Source organism: Streptomyces sodiiphilus (genome assembly GCF_039529215.1).
GTDB lineage: Bacteria > Actinomycetota > Actinomycetes > Streptomycetales > Streptomycetaceae > Streptomyces > Streptomyces sodiiphilus.
Genome location: NZ_BAAAMJ010000002.1, coordinates 101,038 through 121,322 on the forward strand (window position 1 = coordinate 101,038; position 20,285 = coordinate 121,322).

Below are 20,285 nucleotides of genomic sequence, written 5' to 3' on the forward strand. Positions count from 1 at the left end.
CTGTTTCCTCGTGGTCCGTTTGCGGTCCAGTGTCCCCCAAGGACCGTCCTGTTCCTGGCGGATCAGCCCGGGCGGCCGGTACGGCGCCGGGCGTCGGCCAGGTGCGCGCTCAGCCGCTCCTGGATCCGGACGGTGGCCTCGTCCAGGGCCGCCCGGGTCCGCCGGCCCGTGCCGTCGTCGGCCGTGAAGGGCTCGCCGAAGACCACGTCGACGCGGCTGCGCAGGGGCGGCAGGCCGCGGATCAGCCTTCCCGGGCGCTCGGCGCTGCCGAGCACCGCCACGGGCACCACCGGTGCGCCCGAGCGCAGCGCGAAGTAGGCCAGCCCGGCGCGCAGAGCCGCGAAGTCGCCCTCCCCGCGGGTGCCCTCGGGGAAGATTCCCAGGACGCCGCCGCCGGCGAGCACGTCGAGCGCGCCGGTGACCGCGGCCCGGTCGGTACCGTCGCGGTCCACCTTCAGCTGCCCGATGCCGCGCAGGAACGGGTCGAGCGGCCCGACGAAGGCTTCCTTCTTGATCAGGAAGTGCACCGGCCGGGGCGCGGTCCCCATGAGCATGGGACCGTCGACGATGTGCGAATGATTCACCGCCAGGATGGCGGGACCGGTGGGAGGAACGCGCCAGGAGCCCAGCACCCGCGGGCGCCACAGCCCGCGCATCAGGCCGATGCCGATGCGGCGTCCGACCGCGGCCCCGCGCGCTCGGGGTGCGCTCACCGGACCCGCTGCTTCCGCTCCTCGACGAGGCCGATCACGCGCTCGATGACCTGTTCCAGCGTCAGTTCTGTGGTGTCGACCTCTATGGCGTCGCCCGCCTTCGCCAGCGGGGACGTAGTCCGTCCGGAGTCGGCGGCGTCACGCTTCAGCAGAGCCTCGCGGGTCGCCGCCACGCCGGGAGTCCCGCCGTTTCCCTTCAGCTCGTTGCTCCGGCGGGCGGCACGGGCCTCGGGCGAAGCGGTCAGGAAGATCTTCAGGTCGGCGTCCGGCAGGACCGTGGTGCCGATGTCCCGTCCCTCGGCGACGATGCCGCGCGGCGCTCCGGCGGCCAGCGTGCGCTGGAGCCGGGTGATCCGGGACCGTACCTCCGGAACGGCGCTGACCGCGCTGACCGCCGCGGTGACGTCCTGGCCGCGGATGGGCCCGGAGACATCGGTGCCGTCGACGGTGATGGCCGGGGCCAGGGGGTCGGTGCCGGAGACGATCTCCGGCTTGGAGGCCGCCGCGGCCACCGCGGCGGGGTCGTGAATGTCGATGCCCCCGCTCAGCATCCACCAGGTGATCGCCCGGTACTGTGCCCCGGTGTCCAGGTAGTCCAGCCCCAGGCGCGCCGCGACGGCCTTGGAGGTGCTGGACTTCCCGGTGCCGGAGGGCCCGTCGATGGCGATGACGACGGGGTGGGCCTCCTGGGTGGTTGCAGCCACGGTGGATCGAACCTCTCTCACAGCACGGGAGAACAGAAGGAAAAGGGGCACGGCGGCCCGGGGCAAGGCTACCGGCATCCGCCACGGCCGCTCTCCCGCCCCCGGATGCTCAGGGAGAGCGCAGTGACCAGCCTCGTTCCCGCAGCGCCGCGGTGAGCACCGCGGTGGCGGCGGGCTCGACCATCAACTGCACAAGACCCGCCTGCTGCCCCGTGGCGTGCTCCATGCGGACATCCTCGATGTTGACCCCGGCCCGGCCGGCGTCGGCGAAGATGCGGGCCAGCTCCCCGGGCCGGTCGCTGACGAACACCGCGATCGTCTCGTACCGGGCGGGAGCCGTCCCGTGCTTGCCCGGGACCCGGTCGCGGCCCGCGTTCCCGCGCCGCAGGACGGTTTCCACGCCGGCGGTGCCGGTTTCCCGTTTCGCCTCGTCCGCGGACTCCAGGGAGCGCAGGGCGTGCACCGTGCGTTCCAGGTCGGTGGCGACCTCGGCCAGGACATCGGCGACCGGTCCCGGATTCGCCGACAGGATGTCGATCCACATGCCGGGATCGGAGGCGGCGAGCCGGGTGACATCGCGGATGCCCTGCCCGCACAGCCGCACCGCCGCCTCGTCGGCCCTCTCCAGGCGGGCGGCCAGCAGGCTGGACAGCAGCTGAGGAGCGTGGGAGACCAGGGCCACGGCGCGGTCATGGGCGTCGGCGTCCATGACCACCGGAACCGCCCGGCACAGCGCCACCAGCTCCAGGGCGAGGTTGAGCACCTCGGTGTCGGTCTCGGCAGTCGGCGTGAGCACCCACGGCCGCCCCTCGAAGAGGTCGGCGGTGGCCGCCAGCGGCCCGGAGCGTTCCCGCCCGGCCATCGGGTGACTGCCCAGGTACCAGGTGAGATCGCCGCCGAGGGCGGCCAGCTCACGGCGCGGCCCGCCCTTCACGCTGCCGACGTCCACGTAGCCGCGCGCGGCGCCGCGGTGCTGCGCGGCGGCCAGAGCCGCCGCGATGCGGGCGGGCGGGACGGCGATCACGGCGAGGTCGACCGGACCGTCCGGCGGGGTCTCGGTGCCCGCGCCCAGGGCCGCCGCGGTGCGCCGCCGGTCGGCGTCGTCATCGTCCAGATGCACCCGGACACCGCGTCCGGACAGGGCGAGTGCGATCGACGTGCCGATCAGGCCACTGCCGATCACCAGCGCACTGCGCATCACAGACCGACCTCCTTCATCAGCCTCCCGACCTCGGTGTTGGTCATCCGGCGCAGCCAGCCGGACTTCTGGTCGCCCAGCGCGATGGGTCCGAAGCGGGTGCGCACCAGCTTGTCCACCGGGAAGCCGGCCTCGGCCAGCATGCGGCGGACGATGTGCTTGCGCCCCTCGTGCAGCGAGACCTCGACCAGGTAGTTCTTGCCGGTGTTCTCCACGACACGGAAGTGGTCGGCGCGGGCATAGCCGTCCTCCAGACGCACGCCGCTCTTCAGCTGCTTGCCCAGGTCGCGCGGGAGCGGGCCCTGGATGGCGGCGAGGTAGGTCTTGACGACCCCGTACCGGGGATGCGTCAGCCGGTGGGCCAGTTCCCCGTGATTGGTCAGCAGGATCAGGCCCTCGGTCTCGGTGTCGAGCCTGCCGACGTGGAACAGCCGGGTCTCGCGGTTCTGCACGTAGTCGCCCAGACACGGGCGGCCCTCCGGGTCCTCCATCGCGGAGACGACCCCGACCGGCTTGTTGAGGGCGAAGAACAGGTGGGCCTGGGTCGCGACCGTCAGGCCGTCCACCTTGATCTCGTCCTTCTCCGGGTCGACCCGGGTGCCCTGCTCCCTCACGACCGAGCCGTTGACCTCGACCCTGGCCTGGCCGATCAGTTCCTCGCAGGCGCGGCGCGAACCCATCCCGGCCCGGGCCAGAACCTTCTGCAGCCGCTCCCCCTCCGGTTCGCCGAAGGTCTTGGGCAGCCGGACGGCCGGCTTGCCGTGCCGGCTGCGGTTCCGCTCCTCGATCTGTGCCTCGTACTCCCGGGGCCGCTCGGGACCGGGCCGCTTCCCGCCCGGCCTGCCTCCCCGGCCGGCCGGGGAGGCAGGTGCGCCGTCCTTGCCGTACCGGCGCTCCTCGGGCCGGGGACGGCCCGTCCTCTTCTGCTTGTCGTCGCGGCCATTGCCCGCGCCCCGGTAGTTCCGGTTGCTGTTACTGCCGCTGCTTCGCATCAGTGATCCGTCTATGAGTCGCCGCTGTCGTCCACCTGGAACGACGGCACCCCCTCCAGGCTCTCGCCTTCGACCGCGTCCGCCTCGGGGAGGAAGGGCGCGAGCTCCGGCAGCTCGTCCAGGCCCCGCAGGCCCATCCGCTCCAGGAAGTAGTGCGTCGTCACGTACAGGATCGCACCTGTTTCGGGTTCGGTGCCCGCCTCCTCCAGCAGACCGCGCTGCAGGAGGGTGCGCATGACCCCGTCGCAGTTCACTCCCCGGACGGCGGAGACCCTGGACCGGCTGACCGGCTGCCGGTAGGCGACCACGGCCAGCGTCTCCAGGGCTGCCTGGGTCAGCCGGGCGTGCTGCCCGTCCAGGACGAAGCTCTCCACCGCGTCGGCGTATTCGGGACGGGTGTAGAACCGCCAGCCCCCTGCCACCAGCCTCAGCTCGAAGCCGCGTTCCTGCCGCGTGTACTCCTCGGCCAGTTCGCGCAGTGCCGTGGACACCTCCCGGCGGGTCCGGCCGAGCACCCTGGCCAGGTGCTCCTCGGTGGCGGGCTCGTCCACCACCATGAGGACCGCCTCCAGGGCGGGACGCAGCGCGGGCCGGGCGGCCTCCTCCCCGGAGCCGGGGACGGCCGGGGCATCCCGGCGGTTCTGCTCGCTCACTGGCTCTCCTCCTCGCCGGCCACCGGCTCCTGATCGAATTCGTCCGTCACCAGGGGCTGCCCCGCGTCCCCGCCGCACCACCGCACGACCAGGGAGCCGAGGGCTTCCTCCTGGTCGAGGATGACGGCCCGCTCGCGGTAGAGCTCCAGCAGGGCCAGGAACCGGGCGACCACGGTGAGGGTGTCGGGGGCGTCCCGGACGATCTCGGCGAAGGTCGCCTCCCCCCGTTCCCGCAGCCGGGCGATCACCACCTGGGCCTGCTCCCGCACGCTCACCAGGGGGGCGTGGATGTGATCGACGTAGACCTGCGGTTTCGGCTTGGGCTGCATGGCCTTCACCGCGAGCCGGGCGAGCCCTTCGGGGCCGATGGTGAGGATCACGTCGGGCAGCAGTCCGGCGTGGTGGGGTTCCAGACCGACGGTGCGCGGATGGCGGTGGGCCTCCGCGGCCAGCCGGTCGGCGAAGATGCCGGCCACCTGCTTGTAGGCCCGGTACTGCAGGAGCCTCGCGAAAAGCAGGTCGCGTGCCTCCAGCAGCGCGAGGTCCGCCTCGTCCTCCACCTCGGCGGCGGGCAGCAGGCGCGCCGCCTTCAGATCGAGCAGGGTCGCGGCGACCACCAGGAACTCCGTCGTGCGGTCCAGGTCCCAGTCCGGGCCCATGGCACGGATGTGGGCCATGAACTCGTCGGTCACCTTCGACAGAGCGATCTCGGTGACGTCGAGTTTGTGCCGGGAGATCAACTGGAGGAGCAGATCGAAGGGGCCCTCGAAGTTGTCCAGTACCACCGTGAAGCGGCCGTCGTCCGGCTCGGCACCGGCGTGCTCCGCCCGGGCCTGCTCCCCGGCCCTCTCCTCGCCCGCCGCCTTCCCCCTCTCCCCGGGAGCGGGCGGCCCGGGCTCCGCAGATCCGCTCTCACACCCGCCACCCGCCGTTGCGGGCGGCCCGGCAGCGGGACCCGGCGGCACCCCCGGCCCCCGTCCCAGCGGCCGGCGCGCGGAACGGACACCGGGTACGGAATCGTCGGAGGCGGCCATCCCGGGGCAGATTACCGCCCCGGGGTGGCCTGGGCGGGCTCCGCCACGGCAACGGCGGATCAGCGTCCGCGCAGGCGGCGGACCAGGATGCTCGCGTCCCCCCGGGACTCCAGATCCGCCAGGACCACCGCGACCGCTTCCCGGACGATCCGTCCGCGGTCCACGGCCAGGCCGTGCTCGCCCCGCAGCACCAGCCGGGCGTGCTCCAGGTCCATCAGCTCCTCGGCGGAGACATAGACCGTGATCTTCTCGTCGTGCCGCTCCCGGCCGCTTGGGCGGCGTGCCGCCCTGCCCCGGCGGGGAGCCGCCTTCGCGGAGGGCTGGCCGTTCCTGGGCCCCGCCGCGCCGTTGCGCCCCGATCCGGTCCTGTCCGGGGCGGCCGGCACCGGTGCCCTGCCCGCGGCCGGACGGCGGCCCTGCCCGGGGACGGGCGCCTCTTCGGCTGCCGCGCCCTCGGCCGCGCCCTCGCGGCGGACAGCACTTCCGTTCGGGACGGGGTCACCGCTGCCCGCGGAAGCGGGCGGCCGGGGCTCACCCTGGCCTGGCGGCACGCTCGCCCGTCCGCCCGTCCCGCCGTGCCCCGCGGGACCGTCGGACGGGGAGGGCTCGGGAGAGGGGGCCGAGGGCTGCACCCCGGCCCCTCCGGTGGTTCGGAACAGTTCGTCGGCTGCCGGCAGACTCACTCGGCGTGGCACCGGGCGAGCACCTCCCTGGCGAGCTGGCGGTAGGCAGCGGCTCCGACGGAGTTGGAGGCGTAGGTGGTGATGGGCTCACCGGCGACCGTGGTCTCCGGAAAACGCACGGTGCGTCCGATCACCGTGTGGTACACGTTGTCGTCGAACGCCTCGACGACGCGCGCGAGGACCTCCCTGCTGTGCACGGTACGGGAGTCGTACATCGTCGCGAGGATGCCGTCCAGGTGCAGTTCGGGATTGAGCCGCTCCTGGACCTTCTCGATCGTCTCGGTCAGCAGCGCCACGCCCCGGAGGGCGAAGAACTCGCACTCCAGCGGGACGATCACCTTGTGCGCCGCGGTGAGCGCGTTGACGGTGAGCAGGCCGAGCGAGGGCTGGCAGTCGATGACGATGAAGTCGTAGTCGGGCAGCAGCGGCTGAAGAGCACGCTGCAGCGTCGACTCCCGGGCGACCTCGCTGACCAGCTGTACCTCGGCGGCCGACAGGTCGATGTTGCTCGGCAGCAGGTCCATGCCCGCCACAGCGGTCTTGAGCAGCACCTCGTCGGGGGCCATGCCCCGCTCCATGAGCAGGTTGTAGACGGTGAGTTCGAGCTCCATCGGGTTGACGCCCAGCCCGACGGACAGGGCTCCCTGCGGGTCGAAGTCGACCAGCAGGACACGGCGTCCGTACTCGGCGAGCGCGGCCCCCAGGTTGATGGTCGAGGTGGTCTTGCCGACCCCGCCCTTCTGGTTGCACATCGCGATGATCTTTGCCGGTCCCCGCTCGTTCAGCGGGCCGGGGATCGGGAAGTACGGCAACGGCCGGCCGGTGGGGCCGATGCGCTCCCGGCGCTGCCTGGCCGCATCGGGCGCGATGGTGGCGGCGTACTCGGGGTCGGGTTCGTACTCCGCGTCCGGGTCGTAGAAATGCCCGTCCGGGATCTCCTCGTAATCGGGCAGACGGCCTGGCTCGCCGTCCGTGCGGTCCGAGGTCATGGCACTCGTCTCATGACCGTCCGTGCTCTGATGCGCTGTCATAGTGGGCTGGTTCTGGTGGGTTGCGAAGGTATGGACAGCGACGGAGCCGACGTCCGTCAGGCCCGGCAGGCCGTGTTGAGGCCCCGGCACTCCTGGTCGTCCTCCCCCGGGAGTAATTGTCGACTCATTCACAAGTCGTCCTACCTCCTTGGGGACCAGGAAACTTCTGGACTAAGTCAGCGTGGCACCATGCCGACGATTGGCGACTCTATGGCGTGTCGGCGGTCCACAGCAACACAATCCGCCGTTCCGGCCCGGATGTGTCGGTCCTCGCACCTCCGGTTGTCAAGGGTGCGGGCACCGCCGGCCGGACACCCGGCCGGGGGGATGAAGCGCCCGAAGGGGAACGTTCGCCGCGTGTCGCCCCGGGCCGCGAGGCCCGGCAGGCGCGGCACGGGGCCGGACTCCGCCGCGCGGAGCCGGCCCCGGACCCGGGGTATCCGGAACACGTCCGGTTGACGCCGGGAGTTGACCGGCACTCAGCTCAGCACGGCGGCCGGCTCGGTGTACGGCAGGCCGTGCGCCTCGGCCACCGGGCGGTACACGACCCGGCCGTCGTGCACGTTCAGCCCCGGGGTCAGCACCGGGTCCCTGCGCAGCGCTTCGCGCCAGCCACGGCCGGCCAGTTCGGCGACGTACGGCATCGTGGCGTTGGTCAGGGCGTACGTCGAGGTGTGGGGCACGGCGCCGGGCATGTTGGCCACGCAGTAGAACACCGAGTCGTGAACGGTGAAGACGGGCTCGGCATGGGTGGTGGGCCGGGAGTCCTCGAAGCAGCCGCCCTGATCGATCGCGATGTCGACAAGGACACTTCCCGGCTTCATCCGGGAGACCAGCTCGTTGGTGACCAGCTTGGGCGCACGGGCACCGGGGATCAGCACCGCACCGATGACCAGGTCGGCGGACAGGACCGCCCGTTCGAGCTCCATCGCGTTGGAGGCGATGGTCTGCACCCGCCCGCCGAAGACCTTCTCCGCCTCCCTGAGCTTGCTGATGTCCTTGTCCAGCAGGGTCACCCGGAACCCCATGCCCACGGCGATCTGCGTCGCGTTCCAGCCGGAGACGCCACCGCCGATCACAACGGCTTCCCCGGCCGCGGTACCGGGGACGCCGCCGGGCAGTACACCTCGCCCCCCGGCCGGGCTCATCAGGTGGTAGGCGCCGACCTGTGGCGCGATCCGCCCGGCCACCTCGGACATCGGGGCGAGCAGCGGCAAGCCGCCGTCCGCCGCCTCGACCGTTTCGTAGGCGATGGCCGTCGCGCCCGATTCGAGCAGGGCATCGGTGCAGGCGCGGGAGGCAGCCAGATGGAGGTAGGTGAACAGGACCTGGTCCTTGCGCAGCCGGTGGTACTCCTCGGCGACCGGCTCCTTGACCTTCAGCAACAGGTCGGCGACGGCCCAGACCTCGTCCGCACTGTCCAGCACGGCGGCTCCGGCGGCGGTGTACTCGGAGTCGGGAATGGCGGAGCCGAGGCCAGCGGCCTGCTCCACATAGACCTGGTGGCCTCCTGCGACGAGCTCCTGCACTCCGGCCGGGGTGATGGCCACGCGGAACTCGTTGTTCTTGACTTCGCGGGGGATGCCGACCTTCACGTCGATCACGGTCCTTGCGTTGACGGTGGCAGCTGGGGATTGCCGGACATAAGGGACACATCCGGGGCTTCAGGATATGGGATGAATGCCGGAAGCAGCCGGATCGCCTGCAGTCCAGCCAGTCTAATGAAGGATTCCTCGCTGTCCAGCCTTGCAAACCATCAACTTCAGTCACGATGACTCTGCGTTTCGCAGGAGGCTTGCTCAGTGACAGCAGAGGATTCTGTTTCCGGAGCGGCCCTCTCCAGCAGACTCCGCAGCGCCGACTGCGACCGCGGGTCGCCGCACCGCTCCGCCCTGCGGAGAGCTTCCCGCGCCGTGCGGCGGGCCTCACCCGGACGCCCGGCGAGCTCCAGTACCCCGGCCATCTCGCTCAGCGCCCGCACGTACCGCGCCTCGTCGCCGAGCCTGCGATGCGCCGCTGCGGCCGCCCGCCAGGCACGCAGCGCCTCCTCCCACTGTCCGGCACGGGTCAGGGCCGCACCGATCCGCCCGTGCAGGCGGGCGGACCCTTCCCGGTCGTCCCTCGACAGGCACCGGGCCAGGGCCCTGCCGTACCAGTCGGCGGCCCGCTGCCAGTCCTCCAGCTCCGCGTAGGTGGCGCCGATGGATTCGGCGGCCCGCCCGAGGGTCACGGGGTCCGCGCGGTCCCCCTCCGCCCCCGCCGTCTCCAGAGCGCCCCGGTACCTGGTCAGCGCCCGGTCCCGGCGGCCGGCGCCCGCATCGAGATCTCCCAGGGACAGCAGTGCCGCGGCGGCCCGACGGGGCAGCCCCCGGCGCCCGGCGGTCCGCGCGATCAGCTCGTACAGGGGGTAGACCTCCGCCGCTGCCCGCTCCCGCCCGCGATGCGCCTCCAGGGCGCCGATCAGCGCGTCCGCCAGCCGCTGGGTGAGAGTGTCGAGGTCCCCGCCCACCGCGGCGTCGTCCGCCGCGGCCCGCAGAACGGGCAGGGCGGTCTCCAGCCAGTGCGCGGCAGCAGCCCGGTCGGTGAACCGCAGCGAGGCCGGAACCGTGTCCAGCCACTCCCGGCCCGGGGAACCGCAGGGCTCGGCCTCGGCCCGGCACGACCGCAGCCGCCTCACCGTCCGCTCCAGCGTCCGGGCCCGGGCCAGCCGCGCCTCGGCGGGGCGTTCGCCGTCCCGGAGCAGCCCGAGCAGCAGGGGCTCCAGGCAACCGGGCACGGCGTACCACGGGGCGGACCCGCGGCCCGGGCGGCCGGCGGGCCCCTCCGGCACCACGTGCAGCAGGCCGCGTGCCGCCAGTTCCTCCAGCACCGCGGCCGCGGACGGTACCGGACAGCCGGACAGCGCGGCCGCCGTGTGGGCGTCGGCCAGCCCGGCCGGTGCCAGGGCGAGCAGACGAAGGGTCCGCAGGGCCGTGCCCGTGAGCGCCGAGCACGCCAGCCGAAAGGCCCGCCGCAGCGGCTCGGCGACGTCCCCCGGGCCCTCGGGGCCGGATTCACGCAGCGCGCGCAGGGCGTGCGCGACCGCGGCCTCCGGCCGGGCCCACAGCCATCCGGCGGCCAGGGCCAGTGCGGCGGGCAGATGTCCGCACGCTTCCGCGAGGCTCTCGGCGGCCCGGGGATCGACGGTGATCCGTGTCCCGCCGGCTCCCCTGGCGAGCATCCGGACGGCGGCGGGCTGGTCCAGGCCGCCCAGCGTGCAGGGACGCACGTCGCTCACGCCGGTGAGCGGGCCCCCGGAAACGGCCAGCACCAGGCAGCCGCGGCCGTCGGGGACGAACTCGGCGAGCTGCCCGGCCGAGTGGACGTCGTCCAGCAGCAGCAGCGCCCGGCGGCCGTGCAGACAGTCGCGCAGCAGCGCGGTCAGATCCTCGTCGGGGGCGCCCGGCGGCGGCTGCCGCCCCACGGCGCCCAGCAGGTCACGGGCGACCCGGCCGGTGTCCGCGGGTTCACGCCCGGGGCCGGTGAGCCTGGCCCGCAGCACGCCGTCCGGGCACTCCCCCGCCGCCGCCCACTCCTTGGCGAACTCCTCTGCCAGTGCGGTGCGGCCGGTGCCGGGGCGTCCCGCGATCAGCAGCACCCGGCAGCGCGCGGAGGCATGGCCGGCCAGCGTGTCGAGCCCGGCACGGCCGACATCCGCGCGGAGACCGGCCAGCTCGCCGCGCCTCCCGAGGAAGGGAGCCGCCGCGGCGGGCCCCGGTCCCGCGGCCCGGCCCGTTCCCGGGCCCTGGCTGTTCACCGCCCGTTCCGCCACGGCCCGAGGGTAGTGCACGGCAGGAGCCCGCCAGGGCCGTCAGGCCGGATACGGCCGGGCGGGCCAGGGGGCGTCGGCCGGGCGAAGCGCGTCCAGGCCGTCCCCGGCACGCGCCGCCTGCAGGGCCAGGACCCCGACCACCAGGCAGTTGTTGTGCAGTTCACCGGCCAGGACACCGCGCACCAGATCCGCCAGCGGCACCAGGGCGTGCTGCATGTCGGCCTCCTCTCCGGTCACGGCGTACCGCTCGCCGTCCGCGGCGGAGACCTCACGGGCCAGGAAGATCCGGACCGCCTCGTCACAACCGCCCGGGGTGGTGTACACGTCGGCGAGGACCCGCCAGTCCTCCGCCTTCAGATGCGCCTCCTCGTAGAGCTCGCGCTGCGCCGCGTGCAGCGGGTTCTCACCGGGGATGTCCAGCAGTCCGGCCGGGATCTCCCACAGTTTGTGGCGCACCGGGTGCCGGTACTGGGAGAGGACCGCGACGCGATCCCGCTCGTCGAGGGCCAGAACCGCCACGGAGCCGGGATGGACCTGGTAGTCCCGCCGCGCCACCGAGCCGTCCGGGAACCGAATGTCGTCGGTGCGCACGCTGGTCTTGTTCCCCGCGAAGGGCGTGGCCGTGGCCAGCACCGGCAAGTCGGCCGGCGTGTCGCGAAACTGCTGCACCACGGCTCAGGCGTCCTTCCGGGCCGCGGTCCGGCGTTCCACAGCGGCCTTGACCAGCCCCGCGAACAGCGGGTGCGGCCGGGTCGGCCGGGAGCGCAGTTCCGGGTGTGCCTGGGTGGCGACCAGGTAGGGGTGGACCTCCCGCGGGTACTCGACGAACTCCACCAGCTTGTTGTCCGGCGACGTGCCGGAGAAGACCAGGCCCGCCTTCTTCTCCAGCTCACCGCGGTAGGCGTTGTTGACCTCGTAGCGGTGGCGGTGCCGCTCCTCGACGTAGGGCTCGCCCCCGTACACCTCGCGCACGAGGGAGCCCTCGGCCAGCTTGGCGGGGTACAGGCCCAGCCGCATGGTCCCGCCCATGTCTCCCTCGCCGGCGACGATGTCCAGCTGTTCCTCCATGGTGGAGATCACCGGATGCGCCGCGCCCTGGTCGAACTCCGTGGAGTCCGCTCCCTCGATGCCGGCGAGGTTGCGGGCGGCCTCGATGACGATGCACTGCAGACCCAGGCACAGACCCAGCAACGGGACCCGGTTCTCCCGGGCATAGGTGATCGCCTGCAGCTTCCCCTCCACCCCGCGGTCCCCGAAGCCGCCCGGCACGCAGATCGCGTCACAGTCCGCCAGCTGCTCCCGGGCGCCGGCGGCGGTGCGGCAGTCGTCGGAGGTGACCCACTTGATCCTGACCCGGGCGTGGTTGGCGAAGCCTCCGGCGCGCAGGGCCTCGGTGACCGACAGGTAGGCATCGGGCAGGTCGATGTACTTGCCGACCAGGGCGACGGTGACCTCGTGATCGGGCTGGTGCACGCGGCGCAGCAGGTCGCCCCACTGCGTCCAGTCCACATCGCGGAAGGGAAGGTCCAGTCGGCGCACGACGTAGGCGTCCAGGCCCTCGCCGTGCAGCACCTTGGGAATGTCGTAGATCGACTTGGCGTCGATCGCGGCCACCACCGCCGCGTCGTCCACGTCGCACATCAGCGAGATCTTCCGCTTGATGGCGACGGGCACCTCCCGGTCCGCCCGGAGCACGATGGCGTCCGGCTGGACGCCGATGCTGCGCAGTGCGGCGACCGAGTGCTGGGTCGGCTTGGTCTTCAGCTCCCCGGAGGGCCCGATGTAGGGCAGCAGCGAGATGTGCACCACGAAGACGTTGTCGCGGCCGACCTCGTGCCGGACCTGGCGCACGGCCTCCAGGAAAGGCAGCGACTCGATGTCACCGACCGTTCCGCCGACCTCGGTGATCACCACGTCGACGTCCTCGGTGGCCATCCGCCGGATGCGGTGCTTGATCTCGTTGGTGATGTGCGGGATCACCTGGACGGTGTCCCCGAGGTACTCGCCGCGCCGCTCCTTCGCGATCACCGAGGAGTAGACCTGGCCGGTGGTGACGTTGGCCGAGCCGTCCAGATCGACGTCCAGGAACCGTTCGTAGTGCCCGATGTCGAGGTCCGTCTCGGCACCGTCGTTGGTGACGAAGACCTCGCCGTGCTGGAACGGGTTCATGGTGCCGGGGTCGACGTTGAGGTAGGGATCGAGCTTCTGCATGGTGACCCGCAGCCCGCGGGCCTTGAGCAGGGCACCGAGGCTCGAGGCGGTCAGCCCTTTGCCGAGCGAGGAGGCGACCCCGCCGGTGACGAAGATGTGCTTGGTCGTCGTACTGCTGGACGGCATGGCCAAGAGAAGGCTCCCGTGGTCGCGAGGTCGGATGCACTGCGGCGTCCCGCCGACCTGCTGCCGGGGTGCCGTCGCTGCGGTTCGGGGGTGCTGTGGCCCTCCGCTCCACGGACCACCAGCGTATCAGTGCCGCGGGAGGACAGCGGGCCGGACGCCCTCCGGAAACCGATGGCCCGCGAGAGGGACATGCCACGACATTCCCGGTATCGGAGGAGGTTCCCGCGAACCCTCCGATCGTTCTTCGGCCAGTGGCCAGCACACCGCGGATCATCGACGTATATTGCTCGGACGCCCGCACGGGCTTGACCGTAAAATCGCACGTCCCACGGGGGCGCACCACAGTTCGACTGGAGACGCAGGTGGCCGGGCGCATCGAGGATTACGCACTCATCGGCGACATGCAGACCGCCGCTCTCATCAACCGGGACGGCTCAGCCGATTGGCTGTGTCTGCCGCGCTTCGATTCCCACGCCGTGTTCGCCGGCCTGCTCGGCACGGAGGAACACGGGTTCTGGCGGCTGGGACCCGCCCATGGCAAGGACGTGGCTCCGCCGCCGGCCACCCGGCGGCGGTACCGCGGGGACTCCCTGATCCTGGAGTCCGAATGGGACACCGCCCGGGGGACCGTGCGGGTGACCGATTTCATGCCGCCGCGGGGGGAGAGCTCCCCGCAGCTGGTGCGCATCGTGGAAGGGGTCAGCGGGCGGGTCCCGATGCGCTCCGCCCTGCGGATGCGCTTCTCCTTCGGCTGGGTGGTGCCCTGGGTGCACCGGGTCGAGGACCGGACCGTCGCCGTGTCGGGCCCGGACTCCGTCTGGCTGGACACCGACGCCGAGACCTACGGCCGGGATCTGACCACGTACTCGGACTTCACTGTCGGTCCCGGGGAGCGGGTCTCGCTCACCATCAGCTGGCAGCCCTCCCACAAGGAGCCGCCGCCGCACCCGGAGCCCGAGGCCGAACTGGCGTCCACCGAGGCGTTCTGGCGCGAGTGGGTGGGTCACTGCACCTACCACGGCCCCTATCGGGAGGCAGTGGTCCGCTCGCTCATCACCCTCAAGGCGCTCACCTACGCGCCCACCGGTGGCATCGTCGCGGCGCCCACCACCTCGCTGCCGGAGGAGATCGGCGGCTCGCGCAACTGGGACTACCGCTTCACCTGGCTGCGGGACGCCGCCATCACCCTGTCGTCCCTGCTGCGCACCGGCTACCACGAGGAAGCCCGCGCGTGGCGCGAATGGCTGCTGCGCGCCGTGGCCGGCGACCCCCAGAACCTCCAGATCATGTACGGCATCGCCGGGGAGCGGGAGCTGGCCGAGGCGGAGCTGAGCTGGCTGCCGGGCTACGAGGGTTCGCAGCCGGTCCGCATCGGTAACGGCGCGGCAGGCCAGCTGCAGCTGGACGTCTACGGCGAGGTGACCGAGGCGCTTCATCTGGCGCACATGACCGGGCTGGCCCGAAACGATCACGCCAATCTGCTCCAGCTGAAGCTCATCCGCTACCTCGAGGAGCACTGGGACGAGCCGGACGAGGGCATCTGGGAAGTCCGCGGACCACGGCGGCAGTTCGTGCACTCCAAGGTGATGGCCTGGGTGGCCGTCGACCGGACGGTGAAGCTGATCGAGTCCGGAGAGGTGGACGGCCCGCTGGAGCGCTGGCGGGAGCTGCGCGACGAGATCCACCGGACAGTGTGCGAGCACGGCTACGACAAGGAACGCAACACCTTCACCCAGTCCTACGGCTCCAAGGAGCTGGACGCCTCGCTGCTGCTCATCCCCCAGATGGGCTTCCTGCCGCCCGACGACAAGCGGGTGATCGGAACCGTGGAGGCCATCCAGCGGGAGCTGTCCACCGAGGACGGCTTCATCCTGCGCTACCCGACCGCCGGGGACGAGGCCGGTGTCGACGGCCTGGAGGGAGACGAAGGCGCCTTCCTGGCCTGTTCCTTCTGGCTGGCCGACGACCTGGCGATGATCGGCCGTGTGGAGGACGCCCGCAAGCTCTTCGAGAAGCTGCTGGCCCTCCGCAACGACCTGGGCCTGCTGGCCGAGGAATGGGACCCCCGGCTGCAGCGGATGGTGGGCAACTTCCCCCAGGCGTTCAGCCATGTGCCGCTGATCGACACGGCGCTGCGGCTCACCGCCTCCGGCGCCTACGCCGGCTGACGGCGCACGGTTTTCCGGCCCTTGTCCTTCTGAGCAGCGTGTGGCCAGGAGGACAAGGGAGCCCGGTCCTCCGGAGAGCGGGTGGTTCCCACGGCAGGTCCGGGGGGACGTTTCCGGTGCGACGACGTCCCTCGCCGGCGCAGCCCGGCTTCCGGGCAGACGACGTGCCCGGTACGGCGGGCGGCGGGTCAGGGCCCCGCGGTGAACTCGTCGTAGACGCTGAGCACCTGGGCGACCGTCCGGTCCACGGTCGGCCATCCGGCGGCGCGCAGGCGGCCCGCCGCCACCACGGCGGCCCGGCGTTCCGGGTCGGACAGCAGCCCCTGCGCCGCCGCCCCCAGGGCGTGACCATCACCGGGCGGCACCAGCACGGCGGCGTCGCGGACCACTTCGGCGAGACCGGGGACGGCGGTCGCCACCAGCGGAACACCTTCGCGCAGTGCCTCTCGTGCCATCCGCGCGTACCCGGCCCGACGCGCCGCGAGCAGCACGGCGTCGGCCTCCGCGAGCAGTGACGGCAGATCCTCGCGCCGCCCGAGCAGGCGGACCGGAAGGTCCTCCTCCGTGATCCGGTGCGCGAGCGCGGCCCGCCTCGGTCCCTGGCCGGCGATCACGAGAAGCGGCTGCGGAACCACCTCGCGCCAGACCCGGGAAGCCGTGAGCAGCAGATCGTGCCCCTGGTCCCGGACGAGCGGCCCGGCAGCCAGGAACAGGGGCCGGTCCACCGCTCCGAGCTCCGCGCGCACCTTGTGCCCGTCCGGGTGGGCCGCCGGGCCCTCCGGGCCGGTCCGTGGCGACGGCAGCGCCACCGGCGCCAGCCGGGCGTCCCGCGCCCCCCGGCGCCTGGCCCGTGCCACCTGCTCGAAGCCGGGGGCAAGGACGACGGTGGCCGCTTCGGCGACCCAGCGTTCCGCGGCGGACCGCAGCCAGCCGGGGACGCCGGCGGGGCGGCCGGCCGTCGGGTGCCAGGTGACCACCAGCGGGGTGGAGCGGCGCACGGTCGCGGTGGCCAGCAGGCCGGCCGGCAGCCCGTGGGCGTGCAGCAGGTCCGCGTCCGCGTGCACCGCCCGGAGCAGGGCCAGCGACTCCGGCACTGCCCGCGGCAGGGGGACGAACCGCGCGCCGGCCGCGGCGAAGTCGTACCGCCGCCCGGCGCCGCGGGGGGCGCAGACGGTGACCCGCACGCCACGGGCGACCAGACCCGCGGCCAGGGAGTGCACGTGGGCCCCGGTGACGGCGCCGGGGCCGCCGAGCAGCTGGACGACATGCAGCGGCGCCCGGGCGCGCGGGACGCACCCGCCGCTCCCGGGGGAGTCCTCACCGCCGTGACCGGACTGCCACCGCAGCAACGCGCCCGCCCTGCCGGCCGGGCCCCCGCGCCGGACGCCACCGGAGCCGTGACGAGGGCCGGCCGGGCCCGCCGTCACCGCTCCCGCCGGGCCGCGGTGGCCAGCAGCTCCTCGGCGTGGGCACGGGCCAGCTGCGAGTCCTCCTGTCCGGCCAGCATCCGTGACAGCTCCCGCACCCGGCCCTCGCCGTGCACCGACTGCACACCGCTGCGGGTGACCGATCCGTCGTGGGTCTTCTCCACCACCAGGTGGCGGTCGGCGAACGCCGCGACCTGCGGGAGGTGCGTGACGACCACGACCTGCGCGGAATCGGCGAGCTTGGCCAGGCGGCGTCCGATCTCCACGGCGGCCTTGCCGCCGACACCGGCATCCACCTCGTCGAAGAGGTAGGTGGGCACCGGGGCCGCCCCGGCGAAGACCACCTCCACCGCGAGCATCACCCGGGAGAGTTCACCGCCCGAGGCGCCCTTGGAGATGGGGCGGGGCTGGGAGCCGGGGTGCGGGGCCAGCAGCAGCTCGATCTCATCGGCACCGTGCGGCCCGAAGACGACGGCCCGGCCACGGTGCTCGATGGTGTCCTCGCCCGCGGCCGCCTCGTGCCGGCGGAGGTCCACCTCCACCCGGGCGTGCGGCATGGCGAGCTGTGCGAGTTCCGCGGTGACCGCCTCCGAGAACCGCGCGGCGGCCTCCTCCCGGGCGTCGGTGAGGGCTTCGGCCAGTCCGGACAGCTCGCTCCGCAGGGCGTCACGCCGGGCGGTGAGTTCCCCGATCCGGTCGTCGTCGCCCTCGAGTTCGGCGAGCCTGACAGCCGCCTCCTCCGACCAGGCGAGGACCGCCCCGATGTCCTCGCCGTACTTCCGGGTGAGCTGGCCGAGCGTGGCCCGGCGCTCCTCGACCGCGGCCAGCCGCAGCGGGTCGGCGTCCAGCCCGTCGGCGTAGCCGGCCAGTTCGCCGGCGACGTCGGGAACGAGAATGCTGACCTCGCCGAGCCGGTCGGCGAGGGCGGCCAGCACCGGGTCGTGCGACCGCACCGCTTCCAGGGCCTGGTGCGCACCGGCGATGAGCGTGGCGGCGTCCACGCCCTCCGGGTCGGCCGGGTCCCCGGCCAGCGCCCCGTGCGCCGCCGCGGCGGCGGTGGCCAGGTCCTCGGCGTGGCGGAGACGCTCTGCCTCGGCCGCGAGCTCCTCGTCCTCCCCGGGCCGTGGCTCGGCGGCGGCGATCTCGTCCAGCCCGAAGCGCAGCAGGTCCGCTTCCTGCGCCCGCTCCCGTGCCCGTTCGGTGAGTTCGGCCAGCTGCTCGCTCACCGCGCGCAGTTCCCCGTAGGCCTTGCGGTAGGCGGCCACCGGCTCGGCCACCGCAGGGCCGGCGTAGCGGTCGAGCGCCTCCCGCTGGCGGGCCGGGCGCAACAGCCCCTGCTGGTCCATCTGACCGTGCACGGCGACCAGTTCGCTGCCGAGTTCGGCCAGCAGCCCCACCGGGACCGACCGGCCGCCGAGGAAGGCCCGGGACCGCCCCTCGGCGGACACCGTCCGGCCGATCAGCAACGCCCCGTCGTCCAGCTCGGCACCGGCCTCGGCCGCCCGCCGGGCGGCGGGGGCACCGGGCGGCAGGACGACACGCCCCTCCACCACGGCCGACTTGGCTCCCACCCGTACCAGAGCGGGGTCGGCCCGGCCGCCGAGCAGCAGGCCAAGGCTGGTGACGACCATGGTCTTGCCCGCCCCGGTCTCACCGGTCACCGCCGTGAAACCGGTGGACAGCTCCACCACGGCGTCGTCGATCACGCCCAGGTCCTTGATCCGCATCTCCTCCAACACGGATACGACCATACGAGGTGAGCCGGGGGCTCCGCGACGTTCTCCCCCTTCCGGGTACCGCGGGCGGTTCCGCGAAGCGGCGGGACTCAGTGCGGGCCTCCGCGCCAACCGGTCACCGGCAGCGCGAACTTGGCCACCAGCCGGTCGGTGAAGGGAGCGCGGTGCAGCCGGGCGAGCCGTACGGGAACCGCGCCTCGCCGCACCTCGACGCGGGCCCCGTCCGGGAGGTCGATCGTGCGCCGCCCGTCGCACCACAGCACCCCCTTGGGGGTGTGCGGCCGCACCTCGACGGCGAGCACCGAACCGGGGGCGGTGACAAGCGGTTTGGCGAACAGCGCGTGCGCGCTGATCGGCACCATCAGCAGGGCCTCGACATCCGGCCACACCACCGGCCCGCCGGCGGAGAAGGCATACGCGGTGGAACCGGTCGGGGTGGCGCACACCACACCGTCCCCGCCGAACGCGGAGACCGGGCGGCCGTCCACCTCGATGACCACCTCCAGCATCCGTTCCCGCGCGGCCTTCTCCACCGATGCCTCGTTCCAGGCCCAGTCCGTGTGCACCACGCTGCCGTCGGAGCGCACCAGGATGTCCAGGGTCATCCGTTCCTCGACCTCGTAGGCGCGCGAGGCGACGCGTTCGACGACCTGGTCGAGGTCGTCGCGCTCGGCTTCGGCGAGGAAGCCCACCCGGCCGAGGTTGACGCCCAGCATCGGCACTCCGGAGGCCCGGGCGAACTCCGCGCCGCGCAGCAATGTCCCGTCGCCACCGAGCACGAGCAGCAGCTCGCAGCCCTCCACGGCCCCGGGCCCCGCCTGCACCCGCTGCACGCTCGGCGGCAGCGGGAGGTCCTGGGCCTCGCCGGCGAGCACCCGCACCCCGATGGAATGGGCAAGGAGGCCCTGGACGAGCAGCTCGGCGCTGCGCACCGCGGCGGGGCGGCCGGTGTGGGCGAGCAGGAAGACGGTGCGTGCCTCGGTGTCCGTCACTGGGGGCCCTCCGTCACGGCTCGGTCGACATCGGCCGGGTCCAGTTCGGGCGCCCCGGCACGCAGCCACAGAAAGTACTCGACATTGCCGGAGGGCCCCGGCAGCGGGCTCGCGGTGACACCGAGAACCCCCAGGCCCAGCCCGGCGGCCCGGCCGGCCACCGCGGTGACCGCCTCGGCCCGCAACTGCGGGCTGCGGACCACTCCGCCGCTTCCCAGCCGTTCCCGGCCGACCTCGAACTGCGGTTTCACCATGAGCACCAGGTCGGCGCCGGGAGCCGCGCAGCCCACCAGGGCGGGCAGCACCAGCCCGAGCGGGATGAACGACAGGTCGCCGACCACCAGATCCACCGGCTCGCCGCCGATGAGGTCCACGGTGAGGTCACGGACGTTCGTGCGGTCCAGTACGGTCACCCGGTCGTCCGCCCGCAGGGACCAGGCCAGCTGGCCGTAGCCGACGTCCACGGCGATCACCGCGGCGGCACCGGCCCGCAGCAGGACATCGGTGAAACCTCCGGTGGAGGCACCCGCGTCCAGGGCGCGACGGCCCTGCACCCGCAGTCCCCGCGGCGCGAAGGCCGCCAGGGCGCCGGCGAGCTTGTGCCCGCCGCGCGAGACGTAGTCCGGGTCGGTGGCGTCGGCACGCACCACGACGGCGGCGCTGGTGGCGACCTGGGTGGCGGGCTTGGCAGCCGTCGTCCCGTCGACCGTGACACGGCCGTCGGTGATCAGCGCTCTGGCGTGCTCCCTGGAACGGGCCAGCTTGCGGCGTACCAGCTCGGCGTCGAGGCGGCTCAGTCGGCGACG

Annotated in this window: 17 protein-coding genes; 1 reads left to right on the forward strand and 16 read right to left on the reverse strand. The window is 73.1% G+C overall.

What is annotated here, in order from left to right:
* Positions 1-62: 62 nt before the first annotated feature.
* The 12 genes from ABD299_RS01190 to pyrG all read right to left on the reverse strand — a co-directional run bounded on the left by ABD299_RS01190 (position 63) and on the right by pyrG (position 13,156).
* The gene (locus tag ABD299_RS01190) at positions 63-656 is read right to left on the reverse strand and encodes a lysophospholipid acyltransferase family protein (protein ID WP_344258074.1); all 594 of its coding nucleotides are present in this window, start codon (positions 654-656) and stop codon (positions 63-65) included.
* 53 nt (positions 657-709) lie between these two features.
* Positions 710-1,417 carry a (d)CMP kinase gene (gene cmk / locus ABD299_RS01195; RefSeq protein ID WP_344258037.1) on the reverse strand — a complete coding sequence of 236 codons (708 nt, stop codon included), beginning with the start codon at positions 1,415-1,417 and terminating at the stop codon, positions 710-712.
* A 109-nt stretch (positions 1,418-1,526) separates the two neighbouring features.
* Positions 1,527-2,615, reverse strand: a complete 1,089-nt coding sequence (locus tag ABD299_RS01200) for a prephenate dehydrogenase (RefSeq protein ID WP_344258038.1) — start codon at positions 2,613-2,615, stop codon at positions 1,527-1,529.
* A complete protein-coding gene (locus ABD299_RS01205; protein ID WP_344258039.1) occupies positions 2,615-3,607 on the reverse strand; it encodes a pseudouridine synthase in 993 nt (330 codons plus the stop codon). Before ABD299_RS01205 ends, ABD299_RS01200 begins: the two co-directional genes overlap by 1 nt.
* Before the next feature lie 11 nt (positions 3,608-3,618).
* Entirely contained in the window at positions 3,619-4,260 is a 642-nt protein-coding gene (scpB, locus tag ABD299_RS01210) for an SMC-Scp complex subunit ScpB (protein ID WP_425581224.1), read from the reverse strand.
* Positions 4,257-5,294, reverse strand: coding sequence for a segregation and condensation protein A (locus ABD299_RS01215; RefSeq protein WP_344258040.1), 1,038 nt, complete (start codon positions 5,292-5,294; stop codon positions 4,257-4,259). Before ABD299_RS01215 ends, scpB begins: the two co-directional genes overlap by 4 nt.
* A 59-nt stretch (positions 5,295-5,353) precedes the next feature.
* Positions 5,354-5,977 (reverse strand): hypothetical protein, encoded by a 624-nt coding sequence (locus ABD299_RS01220; protein WP_344258077.1) that lies wholly within the window; start codon positions 5,975-5,977, stop codon positions 5,354-5,356.
* Entirely contained in the window at positions 5,974-7,140 is a 1,167-nt protein-coding gene (locus tag ABD299_RS01225) for a ParA family protein (protein ID WP_344258041.1), read from the reverse strand. Before ABD299_RS01225 ends, ABD299_RS01220 begins: the two co-directional genes overlap by 4 nt.
* A gap of 347 nt (positions 7,141-7,487) precedes the next feature.
* On the reverse strand, positions 7,488-8,603 hold the full coding sequence (gene ald, locus ABD299_RS01230) for an alanine dehydrogenase (RefSeq protein WP_344258079.1): 1,116 nt from the start codon (positions 8,601-8,603) through the stop codon (positions 7,488-7,490).
* A gap of 167 nt (positions 8,604-8,770) precedes the next feature.
* On the reverse strand, positions 8,771-10,819 hold the full coding sequence (locus ABD299_RS01235; protein WP_344258042.1) for a tetratricopeptide repeat protein: 2,049 nt from the start codon (positions 10,817-10,819) through the stop codon (positions 8,771-8,773).
* A gap of 39 nt (positions 10,820-10,858) precedes the next feature.
* On the reverse strand, positions 10,859-11,488 hold the full coding sequence (locus ABD299_RS01240) for an NUDIX domain-containing protein (RefSeq protein WP_344258081.1): 630 nt from the start codon (positions 11,486-11,488) through the stop codon (positions 10,859-10,861).
* A 6-nt stretch (positions 11,489-11,494) separates the two neighbouring features.
* Positions 11,495-13,156: a CTP synthase gene (gene pyrG, locus ABD299_RS01245; protein WP_344258044.1), complete on the reverse strand. Its 1,662-nt coding sequence runs from the start codon at positions 13,154-13,156 to the stop codon at positions 11,495-11,497.
* A gap of 362 nt (positions 13,157-13,518) precedes the next feature.
* Between pyrG and ABD299_RS01250 the strand changes: the two genes are divergently transcribed.
* Entirely contained in the window at positions 13,519-15,324 is a 1,806-nt protein-coding gene (locus ABD299_RS01250) for a glycoside hydrolase family 15 protein (protein ID WP_344258046.1), read from the forward strand.
* A gap of 188 nt (positions 15,325-15,512) precedes the next feature.
* Here ABD299_RS01250 and ABD299_RS01255 read toward each other — a convergent pair whose 3' ends face one another.
* The 4 genes from ABD299_RS01255 to ABD299_RS01270 all read right to left on the reverse strand — a co-directional run bounded on the left by ABD299_RS01255 (position 15,513) and on the right by ABD299_RS01270 (position 20,276).
* Positions 15,513-16,673, reverse strand: coding sequence for a glycosyltransferase family 4 protein (locus tag ABD299_RS01255; RefSeq protein ID WP_344258048.1), 1,161 nt, complete (start codon positions 16,671-16,673; stop codon positions 15,513-15,515).
* Positions 16,674-16,747: 74 nt separating this feature from the next.
* Positions 16,748-18,502 (reverse strand): DNA repair protein RecN, encoded by a 1,755-nt coding sequence (gene recN, locus ABD299_RS01260; RefSeq protein WP_344258050.1) that lies wholly within the window; start codon positions 18,500-18,502, stop codon positions 16,748-16,750.
* 74 nt (positions 18,503-18,576) lie between these two features.
* Positions 18,577-19,479, reverse strand: a complete 903-nt coding sequence (locus ABD299_RS01265) for an NAD kinase (protein ID WP_344258052.1) — start codon at positions 19,477-19,479, stop codon at positions 18,577-18,579.
* Entirely contained in the window at positions 19,476-20,276 is an 801-nt protein-coding gene (locus ABD299_RS01270) for a TlyA family RNA methyltransferase (protein WP_425581228.1), read from the reverse strand. Before ABD299_RS01270 ends, ABD299_RS01265 begins: the two co-directional genes overlap by 4 nt.
* Positions 20,277-20,285: the final 9 nt, after the last annotated feature.